We start from the raw sequence: 20,135 nt of genomic DNA on the forward strand, positions 1-20,135 counted from the left end.
AGCCGGTCTTGTACCCGTACGCGGGGAGGGAAACGTGTCGGCGGCCGTCCCCGCCCCTTCGTCCGGTGGCCGCCCGCTCGTTCGGTCGCCGACCGTTCGCGCGGTGCGGGGACTTCGCATGGGATGGGAGCGGTGCCGCGTGAGGCACCGGCCGCCGGGTAACCGGACGGGCACGCGCGGCCGGACGGGCCGCGACCCACGGAGAGGGAAAGACGATGCCGGCAGGATCGAACGCGAAGCGCGAGCGCCAGTACGAGCACATCAAGGAGGGCGCCGAGAAGCGCGGCACCTCCGAGAAGCGGGCGAAGGAGATCGCCGCGCGCACCGTGAACAAGGAGCGGGCCCGCTCCGGCGAGTCCGCGACCGCGAGCAAGACCTCCACGCGGGACCCGAAGTCCGCTTCGCAGCGCGGCGGCGAGCGCTCGCACAGCGGCGCCCAGGGGCCGACGAAGGACCAGCTCTACGCGGAGGCGAAGAAGCGGGGGGTCGAGGGCCGCTCCTCCATGAACAAGCAGGAGCTCAAGAAGGCGCTCGGCCGCTGAGCCCGCCCGGTTCCGGCGCACGGCGCGGCCCCCGTCCCTGAGGACGGGGGCCGCGCCGCGTCGATCACCGGGCCGTCGTCACTGCTGACCGGGCTCGCGGCGGTCGTCGCCGTACGAACGGCGGACCGCGTCGGCCGCCTTGTCCGTCTGGGCGTCGTACTTGTTCCCGGTGCGCTCGTCCACCAGGCGTTCCGCGCGGTCCACGCCTTGGTCCGCCTGGTCCGGGTGCCCCTTCGCCATCTTCTTGACCTTGTCGGCCATGTCGCCCAGCTTGCCCATGAGATTCCTCCCGGGGTGCGTGCTCGTGCGTCGTACGAGGTCTCGACTACCCCGTCACGGCGGTCCGATACATCCCTTCCGCCCTTTCGGGCGGCCGGACATCCCGGAGGAACATCCCAGGTTTAAGAAGCTCGGGACTGCGCAGACGCAGTACTGACACAGACCTTATACAGGCAGGTAGGAGACACATCATGGGTATCATCGCGTGGATTCTCATCGGCCTGATCGCCGGTTTCATCGCCAAGGCGATCATGCCGGGCAAGGACCCGGGCGGCGTCATCATCACGATCCTGATCGGCATCGCGGGCGGTCTCCTGGGCGGATGGCTCGGCAAGGTGATATTCGGCGTCGACTCCATCGACGGCTTCTTCGAACTCTCCACCTGGATCGCCGCCATCGTCGGCTCCGTGATCCTGCTGGCCCTCTACCGCCTCGTCACCGGCAACCGACGCCACGCCTGATCGCGTCTCCCGGCCCGCGTCGCGGACGGAACGGCCCCGCCCCTCACCGAGGGGCGGGGCCGTCGCCGTGCGCGAGCCGCTGGGCGCCGCCCAGCCGCTGCTCCAGGGCCTCCAGGAGGCCGGGCAGGTCGGGGGCGACGGCGAGGTCGTCGAGGGTGGACGCGGCGAGGAACCCGGTGGCGGAGATGCCGCGCAGGGCGTCGAGGAGCGGTGTCCAGAAGCCGCCGGCGTCGAGGAGGCCGACGGGCTTGGCGTGGAAGCCGAGCTGGCGCCACGACCACACCTCGAAGATCTCCTCCAGGGTCCCGAGCCCGCCGGGCAGGGCGGCGAAGGCGTCCGCGCGGTCGGCCATGATCGCCTTGCGCTCGTGCATCGTGTCGCAGACGACCAGCTCCGTCACCCCCTCGTGCGCCCACTCCCGCTCGATCATGCTGCGCGGGATGACCCCGATGACCTCGCCGCCCGCCTTGAGGGCCGCGTCCGCCACGACGCCCATCAGCCCCGTACGGCCGCCGCCGTAGACGAGGCCGATCCCGCGCCGGGCCAGATCGGTGCCGACCGCGGCGGCCAGCCCGGCGTACGCCGGGTCGTGGCCGTCGGAGGAGGCGAGGAAGACGGCGAGACGGCGCATGGGGACCTTCCGGGGCCGGGGCTGCGGCGGACGGTCCGGTCTACCACGGACGTCCCCGCTCCGACCAGGCGCTTTCCGGCTTCCCGCGGCCTCGGGGACTCGCCGCTTCAAAAAGCTCGCCGTCTCAGGGGCTCGTCGTCTCAGGGGCTCGTCGTCGAGACCGCGTACACCCGGGGGAACGCCGGTTCCGTGAGGTCGACCGTGATGTCCGTGGTCGGGCGGGGTTCCTCGCGGGTGATGGTGGTGCCCGACCAAGTCGGACCGTTCAGGAAGGTCCAGGCGGCGATGGAGCGGTCGCGTTCGCCGATGGTGATCCGGCCCGGGGTGAGCTGGGAGCGGGCGGCGCCGGACTCGGCGAGGAAGGTGTCGAGGCCGGCGGCGGTCGTGGTGAACCGGACGTACAGCCTGCTGGTCTTCCAGTTGCTGGTCTCGTAGTAGGCCACGTCCCAGGCTCCGGAGGGGATCGGGACCTCGAAGACGCGGCGCTTCATCTGGGAGGGCCAGTTGTCCTGGAGGCCCGCCGCCGAGGACTCGCGTTCCTTGTCGCGGCCGCTGTCGCGGCTCTGACCGGCGGAGATGACGAGGTAGCCGGCCGGGATGCCGACGAGGAGCACGATGATGACGGCCGTCAGCCAGCGGCGGCGGATCATGTGCCGGTGGTCCTCGGGCATCCTGTCCCTCGGTGCGCGGGGCGGGGCGGTCGGCATCCGGGTCGGGGTCATGCGGGCGGGTCCTCGGGGGTGCGGGGGGCCCGGGCCGAGGTCCCGCTGCGCAGGGCCTGGGCGTAGCGCTCGTACCGTTCGTACCGCTCGACGCGGCGCCGGTTGGCGCGGCGGAAGCGGCGGGCGACGAGCCGGGCGAGGTCGGCGGCGCCGACCATGCCGGCCTCGGGGCCGAGCTGGGCGCGGACGAGCCGGGCCTCGGGGCGGTAGCCGCGGCCGGTGAGGTGGCGGCGGAAGGAGTCCCGGGCGGGGCCGATGAGCAGATCGTCGGCGGCGGAGACGCCTCCGCCGATGACGAAGCAGGAGGGGTCGAGGGCGGCGGCGAGGTTGGCGATGCCGACGCCGAGCCACTGGCCGATGTCCTGGAACAGCTCGACGCACATGGCGTCGCCCTCGCGGGCGAGCTCGGTGATGAGCGGGCCGGTGATGTCGGGGACGTGGCCCTTGACCCGCTCGATGATGTTGTACGCGACCGGGGAGTCGGCGGCGGCCAGCTCGCGGGCCTCGCGGACCAGCGCGTTGCCCGAGCTGTACTGCTCCCAGCAGCCGCGGTTGCCGCAGGGGCAGCGGTGGCCGCCGGGGACGACCTGCATGTGGCCGAACTCGCCCGCGACGCCGTACTTGCCCCGCTTGACCTGGCCGTCCTCCAGGATGGCGCCGCCGATGCCGGTGCCGAGGGTGATCATGACGAGGTGGTCCTCGCCGCGTCCGGCGCCGAAGCGCCACTCGGCCCAGGCGGCGGTGTTGGCGTCGTTGTCGACCATGACGGGGACGGCGAGGCGGCCCTGGAGGGAGTCGCGCAGGGGCTCGTTGCGCCAGGCCAGGTGGGGGGCGAAGAGGACCCGGGCCCGGTCGGCGTCGACCCAGCCGGCCGCGCCGATGCCGACGGCGTGCACGTCGTGCCGGTCGGAGAGGTCCAGGACCAGTTCGACGATGGTGTCCTCGACGACCTTGGGGCTCTTGGACTTGTCCGGGGTCTCCGTGCGGAGCTTCTCCAGGATGTTGCCGTCGGCGTCGACGACCCCGGCCATCACCTTCGTGCCGCCGATGTCGATGCCGACGGTCGGCACCCGGGGCGCCGTCAGGTGGGAGCGCCGTTCCCGGGTCCCCACGGTCCGCAGCACGGTGCCGCGGGCGGAGCCGCGGTGGGCGAGGTCACGGTAGGTACTCATCGGCTCCGATTCTGCCAGGCGGGGCGTACGGGGACCGTGACGACGGGGAGGACCGCGTCACGTGGCGGAGGGGCGCTCCAGTTCGTGGCGCAGGTCCTCCAGCTCGCTGCCGCCGGCCATCTGCCGGGTCAGCTCGTCGAGGGTGACGGAGTCCTTGGTGTGGCTGCCCGCCATGACGCCCCGCTTGAGCAGGACGAAGCGGTCGCCGACGAGGTGGGCGTGGTGCGGGTTGTGGGTGATGAGGACCACGCCGAGGCCCTGGTCGCGGGCGGCGGCCACGTACTTCAGGACGACCCCGGACTGCTTGACGCCGAGGGCGGCGGTCGGCTCGTCGAGGACGAGGACCTTGGCGCCGAAGTGGACGGCGCGGGCGATGGCCACGCACTGGCGCTCGCCGCCGGAGAGGGTGCCGATGGGCTGGTCGACGTCGCGCAGGTCGATGCCCATGCGGAGCAGGGCCTCGCGGGTGGTGGCGCGCATGAGGCCGGCGTCGAGCCGCTTGAGGGGCCCCTTGCCCTTCGTCGGCTCGGAGCCGAGGAAGAAGTTCCGCCAGACCGGCATGAGCGGGACCACGGCGAGGTCCTGGTAGACGGTGGCGATGCCCCGGTCGAGGGCGTCGCGCGGGTTGGCGAGCGCGACCTCCTCGCCCTCGATGCGGAAGGTCCCGGCGTCGTGCCGGTGCAGTCCGGCGACGATCTTGATGAGGGTGGACTTGCCGGCGCCGTTGTCGCCGAGGACGCAGGTGATCTCGCCCGCGCGGACCTCCAGGGAGACCCCTTCGAGGGCGCGGATGTTGCCGTAGTACTTGCTGACGCCGTCGAGCTCGACGAGGGGGGCGGGCTCGGTCGTCACAGAGGTGCCGGTCGTCACTTGGTGGCCTCCACGCGCTTGTGGATCCAGGCGTTCAGGAGGGTCGCGAGCAGCAGCATCGCGCCCAGGAAGAACTTGAACCAGTCCGGGTTCCACTCGGCGTACACGATGCCCTTGCTGGTCATGCCGAAGATCAGGGCGCCGACCGCGGAGCCGATGGCCGAGCCGTACCCGCCGGTGATCAGACAGCCGCCGATGACGGCCGCGATGATGTAGATCAGCTCGTTGCCGACGCCCTCGCCCGACTGGACGACGTCGAAGGAGAAGAGCAGGTGCTGGCCGGAGATCCAGGCGCAGAAGGCCACGCCCGCGTAGAGGCCGACCTTGGTGCGGTGGACGGGGACGCCGACCGCGCGGGCCGCGTCGGCGCCGCCGCCGACGGCGAAGATCCAGTTGCCGAAGCGGGTGCGGAGCAGGATCCAGGTGGCGAGCGCGACCAGGCCGAACCACCACAGGATGGTGACCTTGAACTCGACCCCGCCGAGGGTGAGCTGCGAGGCGAAGAGCTTGCGGGCGGAGGGGAAGCCCTCCATGTCGGCGATGGTCTTGGTGGAGACGGTGCCGCTGATCAGCTTGGTGAGGCCGAGGTTCAGGCCGGTCAGCATGAGGAAAGTGCCGAGCGTGATGATGAAGCTGGGCAGCTTGGTACGGGTCAGCATGACGCCGTTGAAGACGCCGATCGCCAGGGTGACGAGCAGCGAGACGCCGACGCCGACCCAGACGTTCGCCGTCATCCGGTAGCTGAACATCGAGGAGACGAGTGCGGAGCTGGTGACCATGACGCCGGCGGAGAGGTCGAACTCGCCGCCGATCATGAGCAGGGCGACGGGAACCGCCATGATGCCGATGGTGGAGGCCGCGTAGAGGACGGTGCCGAGGCTGGAGGCGCGCAGGAAGCTGTCGGCGAAGACCGCGAAGAAGACGAAGACGGCGGCGGCGCCGACGACCGAGCCCAGCTCGGGGCGGGCGAGCAGCTTCTTCAGCGGGGTCGTGCGCAGGAGGCGTTCGTCGACGTGGTCGATGCCGGACGGCGGGGCGGTGGAGCTCATCGGGTGCCCCGATCCGCGTAGGCGACGAGGTCGGCGGCGTTCTCCTTGGTGATGATCTGGGGGCCGGTGAGGACCGGCTTGCCGCCGCCGAGGACGTCGGCGTTGTAGCGGTACAGCCAGAGCAGGTCGACGGCCTCGTACCCCTGGAGGTAGGGCTGCTGGTCGACGGCGAAGCCGAGGGTGCCGGCCTTGAGGGCGGTGGCGACCTTGGCGTTGAGGTCGAAGGTGTCGATCTCGGCCTTGCTGCCGGCGCTCTTCGCGGCCTGGACGGCGGTGTCGGCGAAGGGGGCGCCGAGGGTGACGACGGCGTCGACGTCCTTGTCGGACTGGAGCTTGGCCTCGATGGAGGCCTTCACGTCGGGCATGTTGGTGCCGTCGACGTACAGGTTGACGAGTTCGCCGCCGAAGGTCTTCTTCGCTCCGGCGCAGCGCTGCTCGTGGCCGACGTTGCCCTGCTCGTGCAGGACGCAGAGCGCCTTCTTCCTGCCGCGCTTGTCGAGCTCCTCGCCGACGGCCTCGCCGGCGACGGTCTCGTCCTGGCCGATGTGGGTGAGGGCGCCGTAGGCCTTGGACTGCTCGGCGCCGGAGTTCACGGTGATCACCGGGATGCCGGCCTTGACGGCCTTCTCGACGGCGGCCTTCATGGCGTCGGGCTTGGCGAGGCTGACGATCAGGCCGTCGACGCCCTTGGCGACGTACGAGTCGACGAGCTGCGCCTGCTGCTGCGCCTCGTCGTTGTGGGCGTAGAGGAAGTTGATGTTGTCCTTGACGGCGGCCTGCTTGGCGCCCTTCTGGACGATGTCCCAGAAGGTGTCGCCGTCGCCCGAGTGGGTCACCATCGCGAAGGTCCAGCGGGGGGTGTCGACGGCCGCCCTGCCCTGGGCCTGCGCGGCCTTGCGGGCGTCCTCCGCCCGCTTGCCGCCGGTGCTGCTGCATCCGGCGAGCGCCGTGGTCAGCGCGAGCGCGAGGACGGCGCCGAGCGCGGCGCGCACCCCTCCTGTCCGAAGCCTGGTCACGAGGCCGTGCCCTCCTTTGTGTCCTTTGCACGCATTGCAGGCGTGCAGTGCAGTATCGGTCATGCGGGTCGCGCGGCTCGCCGCGGGGCCCCGCCGCGGGTCGCCGCCCCGGGTCACGGCCGGGCCAGCAGGCGGAACTCGAAGGAGTGGCGGGCGGCCCGGTAGAGGTGGGAGCCGTACGCGACGGCCCGGCCGGTGTCGTCGTAGGTGACGCGCTCCATGGTGAGCAGCGGGGCCCCCTCCTCCTCGTCGAGGAGCGCGGCCTCGGCGGCGGTCGCGGCGCGGGCGCCGACGGTCTGGCGGGCACTGTGCAGGGTGAGGGCGGCGGAGCGCAGCAGCCGGTGGAGGCCGGTGGTCTCCAGGAGCGCGGTGTCCGGTTCGACGAGCCCGGCCGGGAGGTGGTTGCGCAGGTGGGCGAGGGGTTCGCCGTGCGCGGTGCGGAGCCGTTCCAGGTAGTGGACCTCGCTGCCCTCGGGTACGCCGAGGGCGGCGGCGACCGGCCCGGAGGCGGGTTCGAGCCGGTTGACGAGGACGCGGGTGCCGGGGCGCTGTCCCGCGGCCTCCAGGTCGTCGTAGAGGCTGCTGAGCTCCGGGGGGCGCCGGACGCCGGTGTGCACGACCTGGGTGCCGACGCCCCGGCGGCGGACCAGGAGTCCCTTGTCGACGAGGGTCCGGAGGGCCTGGCGGACGGTGGGCCGGGAGAGGCCGAGACGGGCGGCGAGGCCGATCTCGTTGCCGAGGAGGGTGCCCGGGGGCAGCGTCCCGTCCTCCACGGCGCTCTCGAGCTGCCGGGCGAGCTGGAAGTAGAGGGGGACCGGGCTGGTGCGGTCCACCGAGAGCGGCGGGAGGGCCGGGCCGGAGCGCGGCGGGAGCGCGGCGCCGGACCGCGGGATGGGGGCGGATCCGGGCCGCGGGGGAAGGGCTGAGCCGGACTGCGGGGGCACGGGGGGAGCGTAGCCCCGGGGCGCGGACGGCGGGAAGCCGATGACGGGAGGTCGTGACGTCCTGTTGTCCTGACAAATTCTTGACAGGGGGGACGGGCGCCCCCACGGTGGGGCCATGCGCATCGGACTCATCGGTACGGGACGGATCGGGAGCTTCCACGCGGGGGTGCTGGCCCGCCACCCCGAGGTCGGGTCCCTGGTCGTCGCGGACGCGGATCCCGCGCGGGCGGCCGGGGTGGCGGAGGCGCTGGGGGCGGAGGCGGCGCCGGACGCGGCCGCGCTGCTGGCGGGTTCGCCGGACGCGGTGGTGATCGCCTCGGCGACGGCGGCGCACGCGGAGCTGATCGCCCGGGCCGCCGGGGCGGGCCTGCCGGCCTTCTGCGAGAAGCCGATCGCCCTGGACGTGCCGGGGACGCTGGCCGCGCTCGACGCGGTGGCGGCTGCGGGCACGGAGCTCCAGCTCGGGTTCATGCGCCGCTTCGACGCCGGGTACCGGGCGGCCCGCGAGGTGGTCCGGTCGGGTCGGCTCGGCCGGCTGCACACCGTACGGGCGGTGACCTCCGACCCGGAGCCGCCGCCCGCCGCGTACCTGCCGCTCTCCGGCGGTCTCTTCCGGGACTGTCTGGTGCACGACTTCGACGCGGTGCGCTGGGTGACCGGGCGCGAGGTCGTCGAGGTGTACGCGACGGGGTCGGACGCGGGTCCGGCGATATTCCGGGAGACGGGGGACGTGTCCTCGGCCGCCGCGCTCCTCACCCTGGACGACGGCACGCTGGTGACGGCGACCGCGACCCGGTGCAACGGCGCCGGGTACGACGTGCGGATGGAACTGGCGGGCGAGCGGGGCCAGATCGGGGTGGGCCTGGCCGACCGGACCCCGCTCACCTCCGTGGAGCCGCAGGGACCGCCCGCGCCGGAGAAGCCGTGGCCCGGGTTCCTGGAGCGGTTCGCCCCGGCGTACGAGGCGGAGCTGGACGCCTTCGTACGGCTCGTGCGCGGCGCGGCGCCCAATCCGTGCGACGGGCGGGAGGCGCTGGCGGCGCTGCGGATCGCGGAGGCGTGCGAGCGCTCGCGGCGGGAGGGGCGGCCGGTGCGGGTGGAGGCCGCCTGACCGGTGCCCCCGGTCCCTCGGGGGTTCGCCGAGGGACCGTGCCGGTGTCGGACATCGGGACAGACCCTAGGGGATGTCACCGTCGTCGAGGAGGCCCGCGTCGTGGACGAGGAGGGCGATCTGGACGCGGTTGTTGAGGCCGAGTCTGGCCAGGATCCGGGAGACGTAGGTCTTGACGGTCGGCACGCCCATGTACAGCTCGGCGGCGATCTCCGCGTTGGAGCGGCCGTGGCCCACGGCGACGGCCACCTCCCTCTCGCGGTCGGTGAGTTCGGCGATCCGGTCGGCCGCCGTGGTGCGCCGGGGCCGTTCGGGACGGCCCGCGACGTGGGTCATGAGCTGGCGGGTGACGGCCGGGGAGAGGACGGGGTCCCCGGCGGCGACCCGGCGGACGGCGGCGACGATCTCGGCGGGCGGGGTGTCCTTGAGGACGAAGCCGGCGGCGCCGGCCCGCAGGGCGCGCAGGACCTGTTCGTCGGCGTGGAAGGTGGTGAGGACGACGACCTCGGGGGCACCGGGCCGGGCCCGCAGGAGTTCGGTGGCGGTGAGGCCGTCGACGTGCGGCATGCGGATGTCCATGAGGACGACGTCGGGGGCGTGCCGGGCGACGAGGTCGGGGACGTCCCGGCCGTCGGCGCCCTCCCCGACGATGTCGAGGTCGTCGGCGCCGCCGAGCATGAGGGCGAGGCCCGCGCGGACCAGGGGGTCGTCGTCGACGATGAGCAGCCGGATGGTCATGGGGGCCACGGTAGCCAGGCGTGCAGGGCGAACCCGCCCTCGGGGGCCGGGCCGTGGGCGAGGCGGCCGCCGGCGAGGGCGGCGCGTTCGGTGAGCCCGATGAGGCCCTGGCCGGAGCCGGGGACGTGCGGGACGGGCCCGGCGGGGGCCGGGTTGCGGACCTCGACGGTGAGGCCCTCGCCGGGGCGGCCGCGGACGGTGACGGTGACGGGGGTGCCGGGGGCGTGCTTGCGGGCGTTGGTGAGGCCCTCCTGCGCGATGCGGTAGACGGTGCGGCCGGTGGCGGCGGGGACCGCGTCCGGGTCGTCGACGGTGGTGTCGAGGACGACCTCGGCACCGGCCTCGCGTGACTCGTCGACCAGCGCGCCGAGGGTGGCGAGGGTGGGCTGGGGCCGGTTCCCCTCGCCGTCCTCGTCGGGGGCGCGCAGGACGCCGATGATCTCGCGGAGGTCCTGGAGGGCCTCGTGGGCGCTGTCGCGGATGACGCCGGCGGCGCGGGCGATCTGCTCGGGCGGGGCGTCGGGCCGGAACTCCAGGGCCCCGGCGTGCACGCTGAGCAGGGTGAGCCGGTGGGCGAGGACGTCGTGCATCTCGCGGGCGATGGCCTCGCGGGCGAGCCGCTGGGCCTGGGCGGCGCGCAGTTCGGCCTCGGCCTCGGCGCGGCGGGCGCGTTCCCTGAGGGCCTCGACGAGCTGGCGCCGGGAGCGGACGAGCATGCCCCAGGCGGTGACGAGCAGGATGAGGACGAAGCCGAGGACGAGGGAGAGCGTGAGGCCGGTGGTGGGGTCCGGGCGGAGGAAGGCCTGGGCGACCGAGGTGGCGACGGCGAGCGCGCAGATCCAGGCGATCTCCCGGAAGGGGCGGCGCACGGCGACGCTGAACAGGCTCGCGAGGAGGGCTCCGGCGGCGACCGGGGCCACGAGGTTCACCAGGCAGAGGCCGACCGCGAGCCCGGCCGGCCACCGGCGGCGCAGCCAGAGCGCGCAGCAGGCGAGGGCGCCGGCGAGCTGGTCGAAGAGGGTGACGGCCTCGCTGGTGTACTGCGCGCTGGTGTCGGCGGCGACGAGGCCGACGAGCGCGGCGAGCAGGAAGAGCGAGGTGTCCACGATCCAGTCGCGGACGGTGCGGCGGGGCCGTGCCGCCCCGCTCCCGCCCGGTTCGGCCAGGTGGGAGGGGAGCAGCCAGCGCTGCCGGTCCGTGCGGGTCATGTCCGCAATGTACGCAGCCGGGGGCGCCCGGGAGGGGCAGGAGCGGCCGGGTCGCTACCGAAGTCGCGGAGGTCGGTACTTCGGTAGCGGCGGGTGGGGACCGGGGTCGGACGCGGGCGCTTCCCCGCCCCGGTCATGATCGGGACATGAAGAGATTCCTGGAGACCGTCGGGTTCCTGGTCGCCCTGGCCGGTGTGTGCGGGGTGGTGCGCGAGCTGACGGACGGCTGGTTCGGGTTCATGGGTCTGACCCGGTTCCTGACGGAGAACGTGGGGTTCCTGGAGGGACGGGAACTGTTCGCAAACATAGTGGTCGCGGTGCTCGGCGGGGTCGTCCTGATCGTCTCGGACCGGGTGCCGAAGTCCTGAGCCGGGGTCTCAGGCGCTCGCGGAGTCCAGGCGGGTGACCTCGGCAAGGTAGTCCGCCGTCCGGTGCGCGGCGGAGCCGCCGGTGCAGAGGGCGGCGCCGGCGACGGCGAAGGGCAGGGAGCCGCCGAGGAGGGCGACGAGGCCGGGCCAGTCGCGCGACTCGACGCAGTCCTCCTGGTGGACGTACTCGCTGGTGAGGAGGGAGGGGCAGGGGCTGCCGCCGTCGCTCTGCTCGTACGGGGTGACGAGGAGGACGGCGAACCAGACCCAGAGGAGGCCGGCGACGGCGAGCAGGCCGATCCCCCAGCCCTGGGTGCGGCGGGCGCGGGCCCTGAACTCGTTGCCGTGGAGGAGGGAACGCGTGGACGAGGACGACGAGGACGACGAGGACGACGAGGACGACGAGGACGACGAGGACGACGAGGACATGGTCGGAGAACCTACCGCGCGTCCGTCCCGGCCCGGTCGGCCGGGTCGAGCCGCTCGGCCGGGCCGGCCGAGTCGGACAGGTCGGTCACATCGGCTCGGTCGGTCACATCGGCTCGGCCGGTCACGCCGGTCCGCCCGGTCCCGTCCGTCCGCCCCGGCCCGTCCGTCCGCCCCGGCCCGTCGGCGGCGCGGCGGCCCCACGCGGTGCCCGCGAGGACGAGGGCCGCGCCCGCGAGGCCGAGGGCGCCGGGGCGGTCGCCGGCCAGGGCGATGCCCGCCGCGGCGGCCCAGAGGGGTTCGGTGCCGAGGAGGAGGCTGACCCGGGACGGGGAGGTGCGGCGGACGGCCCACATCTGCACGAAGAAGGCGAAGAGCGTGCAGAAGACGGAGAGGAAGAGCAGTCCGGCCCATGCGCGGGGGCCGAGGTCGAGGGCCGTGGCCCAGGGGGAGGCGCCGGTGCCGGGGAAGAGGGCGATGACGGCGAACACGGCGACGGCGGAGCCGAGCTGGACGGTGGTGAGGGAGAGCGAGTCGGCCGGGCGGACCGCCTTGATCCGGGACATGGCCAGGACGTGGACGGTACGGGCGAGGGCGGCGAGCAGCATGAGCAGGTCACCGGCCGAGGGGGCGGTGAAGCCGGCGCCCTGGGTGAGCAGGACGACGCCCGCGACGGAGAGCGCGGCGGCGGCGAGGAAGGCGCGCGTGGGCCGGGTCCGGGTGACGGCGGCCTCGGCGAGCGGGGTGAAGATCATGGTGAGGCTGATGATCAGGCCCGCGTTGGTGGCGGAGGTGTGGACGACGCCGTAGGTCTCCAGGAGGAAGATCCCGGCGAGGATCAGCCCGAGGGTGCCGGCGCCGCGCCACTGGGCGGCGGTCAGGGCGCGGAGCCTGCGCCATCCGGCGGCGACCAGGACGGGCAGCACCACCGCGAACCGCAGGACGAGGACGGCGACGACGGTGTGGGGGGTGGTGATGCCCTTGGCGGCGAGGTAGCTGGTGCCCCAGAAGACGGCGACGAGCAGGACGGGCAGGTCGGTGAGCCAGGCGCGGCGCGGGGCGCCGAGGGGCAGGGGTGCGGCGAGCGACGGAGCCGTCATCGGGCCGTTTCTCCAACTCTCCGGGCGGGGTGGAGGCTTCGGCGGCTCGCACGCGGAGGATCACCGTACCCGGAGCGGCCCGTGGCGGCTACACCTTTCGGCGGCCGCTCAGTAGCTGCCGTACGAGGGGCGTCCTTCGAGCTCGTACGTGTGGATGCCGACGCCCGTGCCGGTGGTGCGCGCCCCGGCGGGGCGGAAGGCGGTGGGGCGGACCCCGTCGGTGAAGAGGCGGCGGCCCGTGCCCAGGACGACGGGGAAGACGAGCAGGTGGAGGGTGTCGATGAGGTCGTGGTCGAGGAGGGTGCGGGCGAGACCGGCGCTGCCGTGCATCTGGATCTCGCCGCCGAGCCGTTCCTTGAGCCCGGCGACCTCCTGGACGACGTCGCCGCGGAGCAGGGTGGTGCCGGCCCAGTCGGCCTCGGTGAGGGTCGTGGTGGCGACGTACTTGGGGAGGCCGTTCAGCTTGCTCGCGACCGGGTTGTCGGGGTCGGTCCGCTTCGGCCAGTAGCCCGCGAAGATGTCGTAGGTGCGGCGGCCGAGGAGGAAGGCGGTCGGCCGGGTGAAGACCTCGTCCATGAAGCGCCCGAAGTCCTCGTCGCCGTACGGCACGGACCAGCCGCCGTGCTCGAAGCCGTCGCTGCGGTCCTCCTCGGGGCCGCCGGGGGCCTGGACGACGCCGTCGAGGGTGAGGAACTGGGTGAGGCTGAGGGTGGCCATGGCAGGTGCCCTTTCTGTTCTCGGAACCATCGTGTCCCGGAGACTTCGACCGCGCCGCCACGCGGAACTCATCGGTGCCCATCGGCACTCGTCGGCACTCGTCGGTGCCGGACTCGATGTCCGATTGCCGCCGGTGTTCGTCCGCTCCCCCGACTTTCATTGAACCCGCAACCAATTGGTACGGCGCGGAGGTTCGGGATGTCCACGATGAACGGCACGGCGGTCCTGGTGACGGGCGGCAGCAGGGGGATCGGCGCGGCGACGGCGGTACGGCTCGCCCGGGAGGGCGCGGACGTGGCCTTCACCTACGTACGGGACGAGGCGCGGGCCGCGGAGGTGGCGGCGCGGATCGGGGCGGCGGGCCGGAAGGCGCTGCCGCTGCGGGCCGACGCGGCCGATCCCGGGGACGCGGCGGGCGCGGTGGCGTGGGCGGCGGACGCCCTGGGACGGCTCGACGTCCTGGTGAACAACGCGGGCATCGGAGTCCTCGGCCCGCTGGCGTCGCTGTCCCTCGCGGACGTGGACCGGGTCCTCGCCGTGAACGTCCGGGCGGTCTTCCTCGCTTCCCGGGCGGCGGCGGGCCGGCTGCCCGACGGCGGCCGGATCGTCACGATCGGGAGCTGCATGACGCAGCGGGTGCCGGGCCCCGGCGCGACCCTCTACACGATGAGCAAGTCCGCCCTGACGGGCCTGACGAAGGCGCTCGCCCGCGAACTGGGCGGCCGCGGCATCACGGCGAACCTGGTCCACCCCGGCCCCGTCGACACCGACATGAACCCGGCGGACGGCCCGCTCGCACCGGGCCAGACGCCCCTCACGGCCCTCGGCCGCTTCGGCACCCCGGACGAGGTGGCCTCGATGGTCGCCTTCCTGGCGGGCCCGGAGGCGCGGTACGTGACGGGGGCGGAGTTCTCGGTGGACGGGGGGCACGCGGCGTAGCCCTCGGCGGGCGGCTCCGGTTCGAGGGTTCCCGGCACGGGACGCACCGGCGCCGAAGGTCCCGCCGGGGGAAAGCGCGAGGGCGCACCGGTGCTGTCGGGCCGGTGCGCCCTCGGGGCCGGGCGGGGTGTCGTGTCCCGCTCGGGTCGTGGGGGCCGGGCGGGTCGCCCGGCCGGGGCGGGGCCGGGGGCGCTCCGTCGGCGGGGCGCCCCCGGGAGGTCAGCCGCCCAGTTCCTGGTGGCGGGCGGTCAGCCGCGCCGTGCCGGCCTCCGTGAGGGAGCCGAAGAGGCGGAGGCGGGAGATGCCGCCGTCCGGGTAGATGTCGATCCGGACGCGCGAGCCGACCGCCGGGGCGTCCAGGACGAAGCGGTGGTTGGTGTCGGGCTGGAGGCGGGTCCGGGGCAGGACCTCGGTCCACTCCTCCGAGCCCTCGGCCGCGACGGAGAGGGCGGCCCAGCCCGCGCTGTTGCCCTTGAGGTAGGCGGTGTCGATCTCGACGGCGCGGATCTCGGACTCGGCGACCAGCGCGTAGCGGATCCAGTCGTTGCCCTTGTCGCGGCGGCGGCGGGTCTCCCAGCCGTCGTCCATCTTGTGGGAGCGGCCCGGCTGGATGGTGTTGGTGGCCGGGGAGTAGAAGCGGTCGGAGGCGTCCTCGACCTGGCCGCCGTTCTCCAGGGCCGCGAGGTCGAAGGTGCCGAGGACGCCCAGCCACGCCGGGTCGGGGGCGACCTCGCCGTAGACGCGCAGGCGGGCGATGCCGCCGTCGGGGTGCTGATTGACGCGCAGGTGCGTGAAGCGCTGCTCGACGTCGACGGCGAAGCCGTTGGCGGCGTGGCCGCCGACGGCGGTGCGCGGGACGAGCACCGTCCACTTCACGTCGTCGGCGAGGAGCTCCTCGGGCGAGGGCGAGCCGGCCACGGAGGTGGCCTCGACGGAGACGGCCTGCGGGTAGTTGCCGCGGAAGTGGGCGGTGTCGAGGACGATGCCGCGGATCACGCCGGGCGCGCCGAGCCGTACGAGCGCCCAGTCGTGGTCGTCCTCGGTGGGGTGCGGCTGCTGGGCGGAGATCCCGCGGCGGCGGCGGGTCTCCCAGCCGTCCATGATCTTGCCCTTGTGGCCGAAGTGCTCCGGGTCGAACTCGGCGGCACCGGGCTTGAGCAGGTTCTCGCGCTCCGCGAAGAACTCGTCGTTGGCCGCGATCACGCCCGCGCCCAGGCGCCGGTCCGCGAGGTCCGCGTACTGGGTGAAGGGGAAGTCGGCCGTGCGGTAGTCGGCGTACGGGTCGCCGCCTCCGAAGGGGCTGGCGTCGCCGGTGAAGGAGGGTATGCCGGTGCTCACGGGTCAGTTGTTCCTTTCGAGGAGGCGGCCGGAGGGCCCGGCGAGGACACCGCGGTCGGCGATCCGCTCGCCGCGCAGCCAGGTGGAGGTGACGACGCCGTGGAGGGTCTTGCCCGCGTAGGCGGTGATCCGGTTGCGGTGCTGGAGCTCGGCCGGGTCGACGGTGAAGGTGGCCTCGGGGTCGAGGACGGCGAAGTCGGCGTCGCGGCCGGCCTCGATGGCGCCCTTGCGGTCGAGTCCGGCGAGCCGGGCGGGGCCCTCGGACATCCAGCGGACGACGTCCGTCAGGTCGTGGCCGCGGCGGCGGGCCTCGGTCCAGATGGCGGGCAGGCCGAGCTGGAGGGAGGAGATCCCGCCCCACGCGGAGGCGAAGTCGGGGGTCTTGAGGTCGGCGGTGGACGGCGAGTGGTCGGACACGATGCAGTCGATCGTGCCGTCCGCGAGCCCCTGCCACAGCGCGTCCTGGTTGACGGCCTCGCGGATCGGCGGGCAGCACTTGAACTCGGTGGCGCCGTCCGGGATCTCCTCGGCCGTGAGGGTGAGGAAGTGCGGACAGGACTCCACGGTGACCTTCACGCCCTCGGCCCTGGCGGCGGCGATGACCGGGAGGACATCGGAGGAGGAGAGGTGCAGGACGTGGACGCGGGCGTCGAGCCGGCGGGCCTGGTCGATCAGGTTCTCGATGGCCGTGTTCTCGGCGTCCCGGGGCCGGGAGGCGAGGAAGTCGGCGTACGCGCCGCCCGTCCGCTGGGGCGCGGCGGCGAGGTGGTGCGGGTCCTCGGCGTGCACGATCATCAGGCCGTCGAAGCCGGCGACCTCGGCGAGGGAGGTCGCGAGGCGCTCCTGGTCGAGCTCGGGGAACTCCTCGACGCCGGAGGGCGACAGGAAGCACTTGAAGCCGAAGACGCCGGCGTCGTGCAGCGGCCGCAGGTCCTTGACGTTGTCGGGCAGGGCGCCGCCCCAGAAGCCGACGTCGACGTGGGCCTTGGCGCGGGCGACGTCCTGCTTGACCCGCAGGTTCTCCACGGTGGTGGTCGGCGGCAGCGAGTTGAGCGGCATGTCGAGCAGGGTGGTGATGCCACCGGCGGCGGCCGCGCGGGTGGCGGTCCAGAAGCCCTCCCACTCGGTGCGGCCGGGGTCGTTCACGTGCACGTGGGTGTCGACGAGGCCGGGCAGGACGACGTCGTCGCCGACGTCCTCCAGCCGGGCGCCGGCCGGTACCTCCGCGTCGTGGGGCAGCACGGCCGCGATCGTCCCGCCGGAGACGGCGATCGACGCCGGGCGCGTCCCCTCGGGGGTGATGACGCGCGTCGAGCGCAGGACCAGGTCGATGTCCACCCGTACCCCTTCTTCCACTGCTCCTGGGAGGAGCCGCCCTGCTCGGGGCGGACTCCACGGAGAAATTCAACGAACTGTTGAAGGAGTCTTCACTTCCGGACGACATGCCGTCAAGGGCACACTTCCAGCATCGACCGCCGCCGAACCCGGCTTGGACGTTTCCACGAAGTGGAATGTAAATTTCGTACAGTAGAACGTAGCTCCGCACAGGCAGGGCGGTCCCGGACCGTTCCGGGCCTCCGCCGACACCGGACAAACACGCCCTGACCGGCGCCGACGCCGGAACCGGGGCCGTGTGCCCCGACCGGTGGCCCGGTAGGCTGCTGCCTTGCCCGCCCGCCCCGAAAGGACCGTGACGTGCCGACGTCCAGCGCCAGCACCACCGACGCCGCCAAACCCGCCGCGAGCGGGGGCGTCCAGTCCCTCGAGCGCGCCTTCGACCTCCTGGAGCGGATGGCCGACGCCGGGGGCGAGGTCGGGCTGAGCGAGCTCTCCGCCAGCAGCGGGCTGCCGCTCCCCACCATCCACCGTCTGATGCGCACCCTGGTCGCCTGCGGCTACGTGCGCCAGCAGCCCAACCGGCGGTACGCGCTCGGCCCCCGGCTCATCCGGCTCGGCGAGTCGGCCGCCCGCCTCCTCGGCACCTGGGCCCGGCCGTACCTCGCCCGGCTCGTCGAGGAGACCGGCGAGACCGCGAACATGGCGCTGCTCGACGGCGACGAGATCGTGTACGTGGCGCAGGTGCCGTCCAAGCACTCGATGCGCATGTTCACCGAGGTCGGCCGGCGGGTCCTGCCGCACTCGACCGGCGTCGGCAAGGCGCTCCTCGCGCACACCCCGCCGGAGGAGGTGCGCGCGCTGCTCGCCCGCACCGGCATGCCGGCCGCGACCGAGAAGACGATCACCACGCCCGAGGGCTTTCTCGACGCGCTCGTCGCCGTCCGCGAGGCGGGGTACGCGATCGACGACAACGAGCAGGAGATAGGGGTCCGCTGCCTCGCGGTCTCCGTGCCGGACTCCCCCACCGCCGCCGCCATCTCCATCTCGGGCCCGGCGGGCCGGGTCACCGAGGCGGCCACGGAGAAGATCGTCCCGATCCTCCAGGAGGTGGCGCGCGACCTGTCGACGGCGCTGGCCAACACGGCGGGGAACGGCCAGGCCTGAACCGGGCCCGAACGACGGCGTGCGCGAGGGCGCCCGGAACCACGGGGTTCCGGGCGCCCTCGCGCGTGCCGGGGGACCGGGCCGGCGCCGGGGGGATCGCACCGACGCCGAGAAGATCGAGCCGGTGCCGGAAAGATCGAGCCGGCGCCGGAAGGATCAAGCCGGTACGGCCTCCGAGAGCCGTCCGTCCCGGACCGTGACCGTGCGGTCGGTCCGGGCCAGGTGGGTCCGGTCGTGGGTGACCAGGACCGTCGCCGTGCCCCGCTCCCCCGTCAACCGGGCGAGCAGGTCCACGACCGCCGCCCCGCGCTCGTGGTCGAGGGCACTGGTGGGTTCGTCGACCAGGAGGACGGACGGCTCGTTCATCAGCGCCCGCGCGATGTTGACGCGCTGCCGCTGGCCGCCCGACAACTGGTGCGGCCGGCGGCCGGCCAGGTCCGCGAGACCCACCGCGTCGAGCAGTTCCAGGGCCCGGCCCCGTACCGCCTTCGGGGAGCGGCCCGACAGGTGGGCCATCACCTGCACCTGCTCCGCCGCGCTCAGCGAGGGCAGCAGGTTGGGCTGCTGGAAGACGATCCCGATGTGCTCGCGCCGCAGCTCCGCCTTGGCGGCCGGGGTGAGCGCCCCCGTGTCCGTACCGGCGACGACGACCCGTCCCCGGTCCGGGGTGACGAGGGTGGCGGCCACCGCGAGCAGACTGGACTTGCCGGACCCCGAGGGGCCGACGACCGCCGTGAGCGTCCCGGCGGGGACGGTGAGGGAGACGGCGTCGAGGGCGGTGAGCCGGCCGTCGCCGTCGGGGTAGGTGAGGGTGACGTCGTCGAGGACGAGGCTCATCGGGTGCTCCGGTGCGTGGTGCGGGGGCTCACCGGGCGCTGCCCAGGGCCGTGAGGGGGTCGACGGCGGTGATCCGCCGAACGGCCAGGGCCGCGCCGAGCAGGCCGAGTGCGACGACGACGGCGGCCGGGCCGAGGACGGTGAGCGGTTCCAGGACGAAGGGCACGTCCCCGCCGCCGACCAGGGCGCCGATGCCGACCGCGAGCGCGGTGCCGAGCAGGGTCCCGGCGGTGAGCATGAGGACGGCCTGCCCGAGGGCGTCCTTCAGGAGGTACGGGGTGGAGGCGCCGAGCGCCTTGAGGACGGCGACGTCACCGGCGCGCTGGACGGTCCAGACGGTGAAGAAGGCGCCGATGACCAGGGCGGAGATGGCGAAGAGGAAGCCCCGCATGAGCTGGAGGGAGCCGTTCTCCGCCTGGTGGGACCCGATGGCGTCCAGGGCGTCGTCGACGGTCCGCGCCTCGGTGCCGGCGGCCGCGTCCCCGGCCGCCCAGTCGGCCCCTCCTCCCCCGCTCAGGGCGATGACGGTGGCCTGCTCCCGCACGGTGGTGCCGGTGTGCCCGAGCTTCTGCCAGTCGTCGAGGGAGATCCACACCACGGGCGTGTGGCTGTACGAGGCGTCGCCGGAGACCGCCGCGACGGTGACCTCCAGGGGGCCGAGGCGCACGGCGTCGCCGGCGGCCGCGTCCAGTTCCTCGGCCGCCGGCTCCGACAGGACCGCCTTCCCCGCGCCGACCGGGCCGGGCGCGAGCCCCGACCCCGGTTCCGCGCCGAAGGCGGAGACGGCGGCCGTGCGGTCACCGGCGACGGCGTTGAGCGTGCGGATGCCGAGCGGCTCCGCGCCCGTCACTCCGGGCCGCTCCGCCCACGCCCGCCACTGCTCCTCCGTCACCGTCGAGTCGGTGAAGGAGACCGAGCGCCCGGACGGCGGCGCCGCGAAGGCCAGCCGGTCGGCGGGCAGCCCGGTGATCGCGGAGACGTTCTCCCGCGCGAGCCCGGCGGTCAGCCCGGACAACAGTCCCACGAGCAGGGTGATCAGCACGATCACCGTGCCCATGAGGGTGAACCGCCCCTTGGCGGATCTCAGGTCTCTCCATGCCACGAACATGCCGACCAGCCTGGTCCGCGCACCCCCTCGCGGGCATCGCGCGGCGGATGGCTCCGG

The 20,135-nt window shown here is 73.8% G+C and carries 22 protein-coding genes and 1 pseudogene; 6 read left to right on the top strand and 17 right to left on the bottom strand.

All coding sequences use genetic code 11. From position 1 onward, the window contains the following. The first annotated feature begins 215 nt into the window (after positions 1-215). The gene (locus ACFYNX_RS25630; protein ID WP_365549672.1) at positions 216-542 is read left to right on the top strand and encodes a plasmid stabilization protein; all 327 of its coding nucleotides are present in this window, start codon (positions 216-218) and stop codon (positions 540-542) included. Positions 543-620: 78 nt separating this feature from the next. On the opposite strand, the gene ACFYNX_RS25635 is transcribed toward ACFYNX_RS25630, so the two are convergent. Continuing rightward, positions 621-821, bottom strand: coding sequence for an antitoxin (locus ACFYNX_RS25635; protein WP_388664437.1), 201 nt, complete (start codon positions 819-821; stop codon positions 621-623). 191 nt (positions 822-1,012) lie between these two features. On the opposite strand from ACFYNX_RS25635, the gene ACFYNX_RS25640 reads away from it, so the two are divergent. Continuing rightward, on the top strand, positions 1,013-1,282 hold the full coding sequence (locus tag ACFYNX_RS25640) for a GlsB/YeaQ/YmgE family stress response membrane protein (protein WP_388664439.1): 270 nt from the start codon (positions 1,013-1,015) through the stop codon (positions 1,280-1,282). Positions 1,283-1,325: 43 nt separating this feature from the next. Here ACFYNX_RS25640 and ACFYNX_RS25645 read toward each other — a convergent pair whose 3' ends face one another. The 7 genes from ACFYNX_RS25645 to ACFYNX_RS25675 form a co-directional block, all read right to left on the bottom strand. Then, positions 1,326-1,913 carry a TIGR00730 family Rossman fold protein gene (locus tag ACFYNX_RS25645; protein WP_388664441.1) on the bottom strand — a complete coding sequence of 196 codons (588 nt, stop codon included), beginning with the start codon at positions 1,911-1,913 and terminating at the stop codon, positions 1,326-1,328. A gap of 140 nt (positions 1,914-2,053) precedes the next feature. Further along, on the bottom strand, positions 2,054-2,635 hold the full coding sequence (locus ACFYNX_RS25650; RefSeq protein WP_388664443.1) for a hypothetical protein: 582 nt from the start codon (positions 2,633-2,635) through the stop codon (positions 2,054-2,056). Further along, positions 2,632-3,807 carry an ROK family glucokinase gene (locus tag ACFYNX_RS25655; protein WP_365549683.1) on the bottom strand — a complete coding sequence of 392 codons (1,176 nt, stop codon included), beginning with the start codon at positions 3,805-3,807 and terminating at the stop codon, positions 2,632-2,634. Before ACFYNX_RS25655 ends, ACFYNX_RS25650 begins: the two co-directional genes overlap by 4 nt. A 57-nt stretch (positions 3,808-3,864) precedes the next feature. After that, a complete protein-coding gene (locus ACFYNX_RS25660; protein WP_365549829.1) occupies positions 3,865-4,659 on the bottom strand; it encodes an ATP-binding cassette domain-containing protein in 795 nt (264 codons plus the stop codon). 14 nt (positions 4,660-4,673) lie between these two features. Then, positions 4,674-5,726, bottom strand: a complete 1,053-nt coding sequence (locus ACFYNX_RS25665; RefSeq protein WP_388664446.1) for an ABC transporter permease — start codon at positions 5,724-5,726, stop codon at positions 4,674-4,676. Beyond that, positions 5,723-6,742, bottom strand: a complete 1,020-nt coding sequence (locus tag ACFYNX_RS25670; protein WP_388664448.1) for a sugar ABC transporter substrate-binding protein — start codon at positions 6,740-6,742, stop codon at positions 5,723-5,725. Before ACFYNX_RS25670 ends, ACFYNX_RS25665 begins: the two co-directional genes overlap by 4 nt. Before the next feature lie 113 nt (positions 6,743-6,855). After that, positions 6,856-7,575: a GntR family transcriptional regulator gene (locus ACFYNX_RS25675; protein WP_388664552.1), complete on the bottom strand. Its 720-nt coding sequence runs from the start codon at positions 7,573-7,575 to the stop codon at positions 6,856-6,858. Positions 7,576-7,801: 226 nt separating this feature from the next. Here ACFYNX_RS25675 and ACFYNX_RS25680 point away from each other — a divergent pair, with 226 nt between their 5' ends. Continuing rightward, the gene (locus ACFYNX_RS25680; protein WP_388664450.1) at positions 7,802-8,797 is read left to right on the top strand and encodes a Gfo/Idh/MocA family oxidoreductase; all 996 of its coding nucleotides are present in this window, start codon (positions 7,802-7,804) and stop codon (positions 8,795-8,797) included. A gap of 66 nt (positions 8,798-8,863) precedes the next feature. Here ACFYNX_RS25680 and ACFYNX_RS25685 read toward each other — a convergent pair whose 3' ends face one another. Together ACFYNX_RS25685 and ACFYNX_RS25690 are read right to left on the bottom strand one after the other, a co-directional pair. Further along, positions 8,864-9,535 (bottom strand): response regulator, encoded by a 672-nt coding sequence (locus ACFYNX_RS25685; RefSeq protein WP_388664452.1) that lies wholly within the window; start codon positions 9,533-9,535, stop codon positions 8,864-8,866. Beyond that, positions 9,532-10,743 (bottom strand): sensor histidine kinase, encoded by a 1,212-nt coding sequence (locus ACFYNX_RS25690; protein ID WP_388664454.1) that lies wholly within the window; start codon positions 10,741-10,743, stop codon positions 9,532-9,534. The genes ACFYNX_RS25685 and ACFYNX_RS25690 overlap by 4 nt, the downstream gene beginning before the upstream one ends. Before the next feature lie 146 nt (positions 10,744-10,889). Here ACFYNX_RS25690 and ACFYNX_RS25695 point away from each other — a divergent pair, with 146 nt between their 5' ends. Then, positions 10,890-11,111: a hypothetical protein gene (locus ACFYNX_RS25695; protein ID WP_388664456.1), complete on the top strand. Its 222-nt coding sequence runs from the start codon at positions 10,890-10,892 to the stop codon at positions 11,109-11,111. Positions 11,112-11,120: 9 nt separating this feature from the next. Here ACFYNX_RS25695 and ACFYNX_RS25700 read toward each other — a convergent pair whose 3' ends face one another. The 3 genes and pseudogenes from ACFYNX_RS25700 to ACFYNX_RS25710 all read right to left on the bottom strand — a co-directional run bounded on the left by ACFYNX_RS25700 (position 11,121) and on the right by ACFYNX_RS25710 (position 13,354). After that, positions 11,121-11,540: a hypothetical protein gene (locus tag ACFYNX_RS25700; protein WP_388664458.1), complete on the bottom strand. Its 420-nt coding sequence runs from the start codon at positions 11,538-11,540 to the stop codon at positions 11,121-11,123. A gap of 179 nt (positions 11,541-11,719) precedes the next feature. Beyond that, positions 11,720-12,637 (bottom strand): annotated as a pseudogene (locus ACFYNX_RS25705) (DMT family transporter); the annotation flags it as partial. Positions 12,638-12,745: 108 nt separating this feature from the next. Continuing rightward, entirely contained in the window at positions 12,746-13,354 is a 609-nt protein-coding gene (locus tag ACFYNX_RS25710) for a dihydrofolate reductase family protein (RefSeq protein WP_388664460.1), read from the bottom strand. A gap of 198 nt (positions 13,355-13,552) precedes the next feature. Between ACFYNX_RS25710 and ACFYNX_RS25715 the strand changes: the two genes are divergently transcribed. Then, on the top strand, positions 13,553-14,293 hold the full coding sequence (locus ACFYNX_RS25715; RefSeq protein ID WP_388664462.1) for an SDR family NAD(P)-dependent oxidoreductase: 741 nt from the start codon (positions 13,553-13,555) through the stop codon (positions 14,291-14,293). Between the two features lie 219 nt (positions 14,294-14,512). On the opposite strand, the gene alc is transcribed toward ACFYNX_RS25715, so the two are convergent. Both alc and allB read right to left on the bottom strand, forming a co-directional pair. Further along, entirely contained in the window at positions 14,513-15,631 is a 1,119-nt protein-coding gene (gene alc / locus ACFYNX_RS25720) for an allantoicase (RefSeq protein ID WP_365549713.1), read from the bottom strand. A 3-nt stretch (positions 15,632-15,634) separates the two neighbouring features. Then, the gene (gene allB / locus ACFYNX_RS25725; RefSeq protein ID WP_388664464.1) at positions 15,635-16,969 is read right to left on the bottom strand and encodes an allantoinase AllB; all 1,335 of its coding nucleotides are present in this window, start codon (positions 16,967-16,969) and stop codon (positions 15,635-15,637) included. 357 nt (positions 16,970-17,326) lie between these two features. On the opposite strand from allB, the gene ACFYNX_RS25730 reads away from it, so the two are divergent. Next, complete coding sequence (locus ACFYNX_RS25730; protein WP_125666230.1) at positions 17,327-18,133, top strand: IclR family transcriptional regulator; 807 nt, start codon at positions 17,327-17,329, stop codon at positions 18,131-18,133. Positions 18,134-18,289: 156 nt separating this feature from the next. On the opposite strand, the gene ACFYNX_RS25735 is transcribed toward ACFYNX_RS25730, so the two are convergent. Further along, the gene (locus ACFYNX_RS25735; protein WP_365549720.1) at positions 18,290-18,970 is read right to left on the bottom strand and encodes an ABC transporter ATP-binding protein; all 681 of its coding nucleotides are present in this window, start codon (positions 18,968-18,970) and stop codon (positions 18,290-18,292) included. Positions 18,971-18,998: 28 nt separating this feature from the next. Continuing rightward, positions 18,999-20,078 carry an ABC transporter permease gene (locus ACFYNX_RS25740; RefSeq protein WP_388664467.1) on the bottom strand — a complete coding sequence of 360 codons (1,080 nt, stop codon included), beginning with the start codon at positions 20,076-20,078 and terminating at the stop codon, positions 18,999-19,001. Positions 20,079-20,135: the final 57 nt, after the last annotated feature.

Origin of the sequence: Streptomyces sp. NPDC007872, from assembly GCF_042868165.1 — a bacterium.
Classification (GTDB): domain Bacteria; phylum Actinomycetota; class Actinomycetes; order Streptomycetales; family Streptomycetaceae; genus Streptomyces.

What these genes read in the sequence shown, in the direction of transcription:
- ACFYNX_RS25655 (WP_365549683.1), bottom strand. Translation starts at nt 3,807, where the DNA reads ATGAGTACCTACCGTGACCTCGCCCACCGCGGCTCCGCCCGCGGCACC.
- ACFYNX_RS25630 (WP_365549672.1), top strand. Translation starts at nt 216, where the DNA reads ATGCCGGCAGGATCGAACGCGAAGCGCGAGCGCCAGTACGAGCACATC.
- ACFYNX_RS25695 (WP_388664456.1), top strand. Translation starts at nt 10,890, where the DNA reads ATGAAGAGATTCCTGGAGACCGTCGGGTTCCTGGTCGCCCTGGCCGGT.
- ACFYNX_RS25680 (WP_388664450.1), top strand. Translation starts at nt 7,802, where the DNA reads ATGCGCATCGGACTCATCGGTACGGGACGGATCGGGAGCTTCCACGCG.
- ACFYNX_RS25685 (WP_388664452.1), bottom strand. Translation starts at nt 9,535, where the DNA reads ATGACCATCCGGCTGCTCATCGTCGACGACGACCCCCTGGTCCGCGCG.
- ACFYNX_RS25665 (WP_388664446.1), bottom strand. Translation starts at nt 5,726, where the DNA reads ATGAGCTCCACCGCCCCGCCGTCCGGCATCGACCACGTCGACGAACGC.
- ACFYNX_RS25640 (WP_388664439.1), top strand. Translation starts at nt 1,013, where the DNA reads ATGGGTATCATCGCGTGGATTCTCATCGGCCTGATCGCCGGTTTCATC.
- ACFYNX_RS25645 (WP_388664441.1), bottom strand. Translation starts at nt 1,913, where the DNA reads ATGCGCCGTCTCGCCGTCTTCCTCGCCTCCTCCGACGGCCACGACCCG.
- ACFYNX_RS25735 (WP_365549720.1), bottom strand. Translation starts at nt 18,970, where the DNA reads ATGAGCCTCGTCCTCGACGACGTCACCCTCACCTACCCCGACGGCGAC.
- ACFYNX_RS25710 (WP_388664460.1), bottom strand. Translation starts at nt 13,354, where the DNA reads ATGGCCACCCTCAGCCTCACCCAGTTCCTCACCCTCGACGGCGTCGTC.
- ACFYNX_RS25635 (WP_388664437.1), bottom strand. Translation starts at nt 821, where the DNA reads ATGGGCAAGCTGGGCGACATGGCCGACAAGGTCAAGAAGATGGCGAAG.
- ACFYNX_RS25740 (WP_388664467.1), bottom strand. Translation starts at nt 20,078, where the DNA reads ATGTTCGTGGCATGGAGAGACCTGAGATCCGCCAAGGGGCGGTTCACC.
- ACFYNX_RS25700 (WP_388664458.1), bottom strand. Translation starts at nt 11,540, where the DNA reads ATGTCCTCGTCGTCCTCGTCGTCCTCGTCGTCCTCGTCGTCCTCGTCG.
- ACFYNX_RS25715 (WP_388664462.1), top strand. Translation starts at nt 13,553, where the DNA reads ATGTCCACGATGAACGGCACGGCGGTCCTGGTGACGGGCGGCAGCAGG.
- ACFYNX_RS25690 (WP_388664454.1), bottom strand. Translation starts at nt 10,743, where the DNA reads ATGACCCGCACGGACCGGCAGCGCTGGCTGCTCCCCTCCCACCTGGCC.
- ACFYNX_RS25650 (WP_388664443.1), bottom strand. Translation starts at nt 2,635, where the DNA reads ATGACCCCGACCCGGATGCCGACCGCCCCGCCCCGCGCACCGAGGGAC.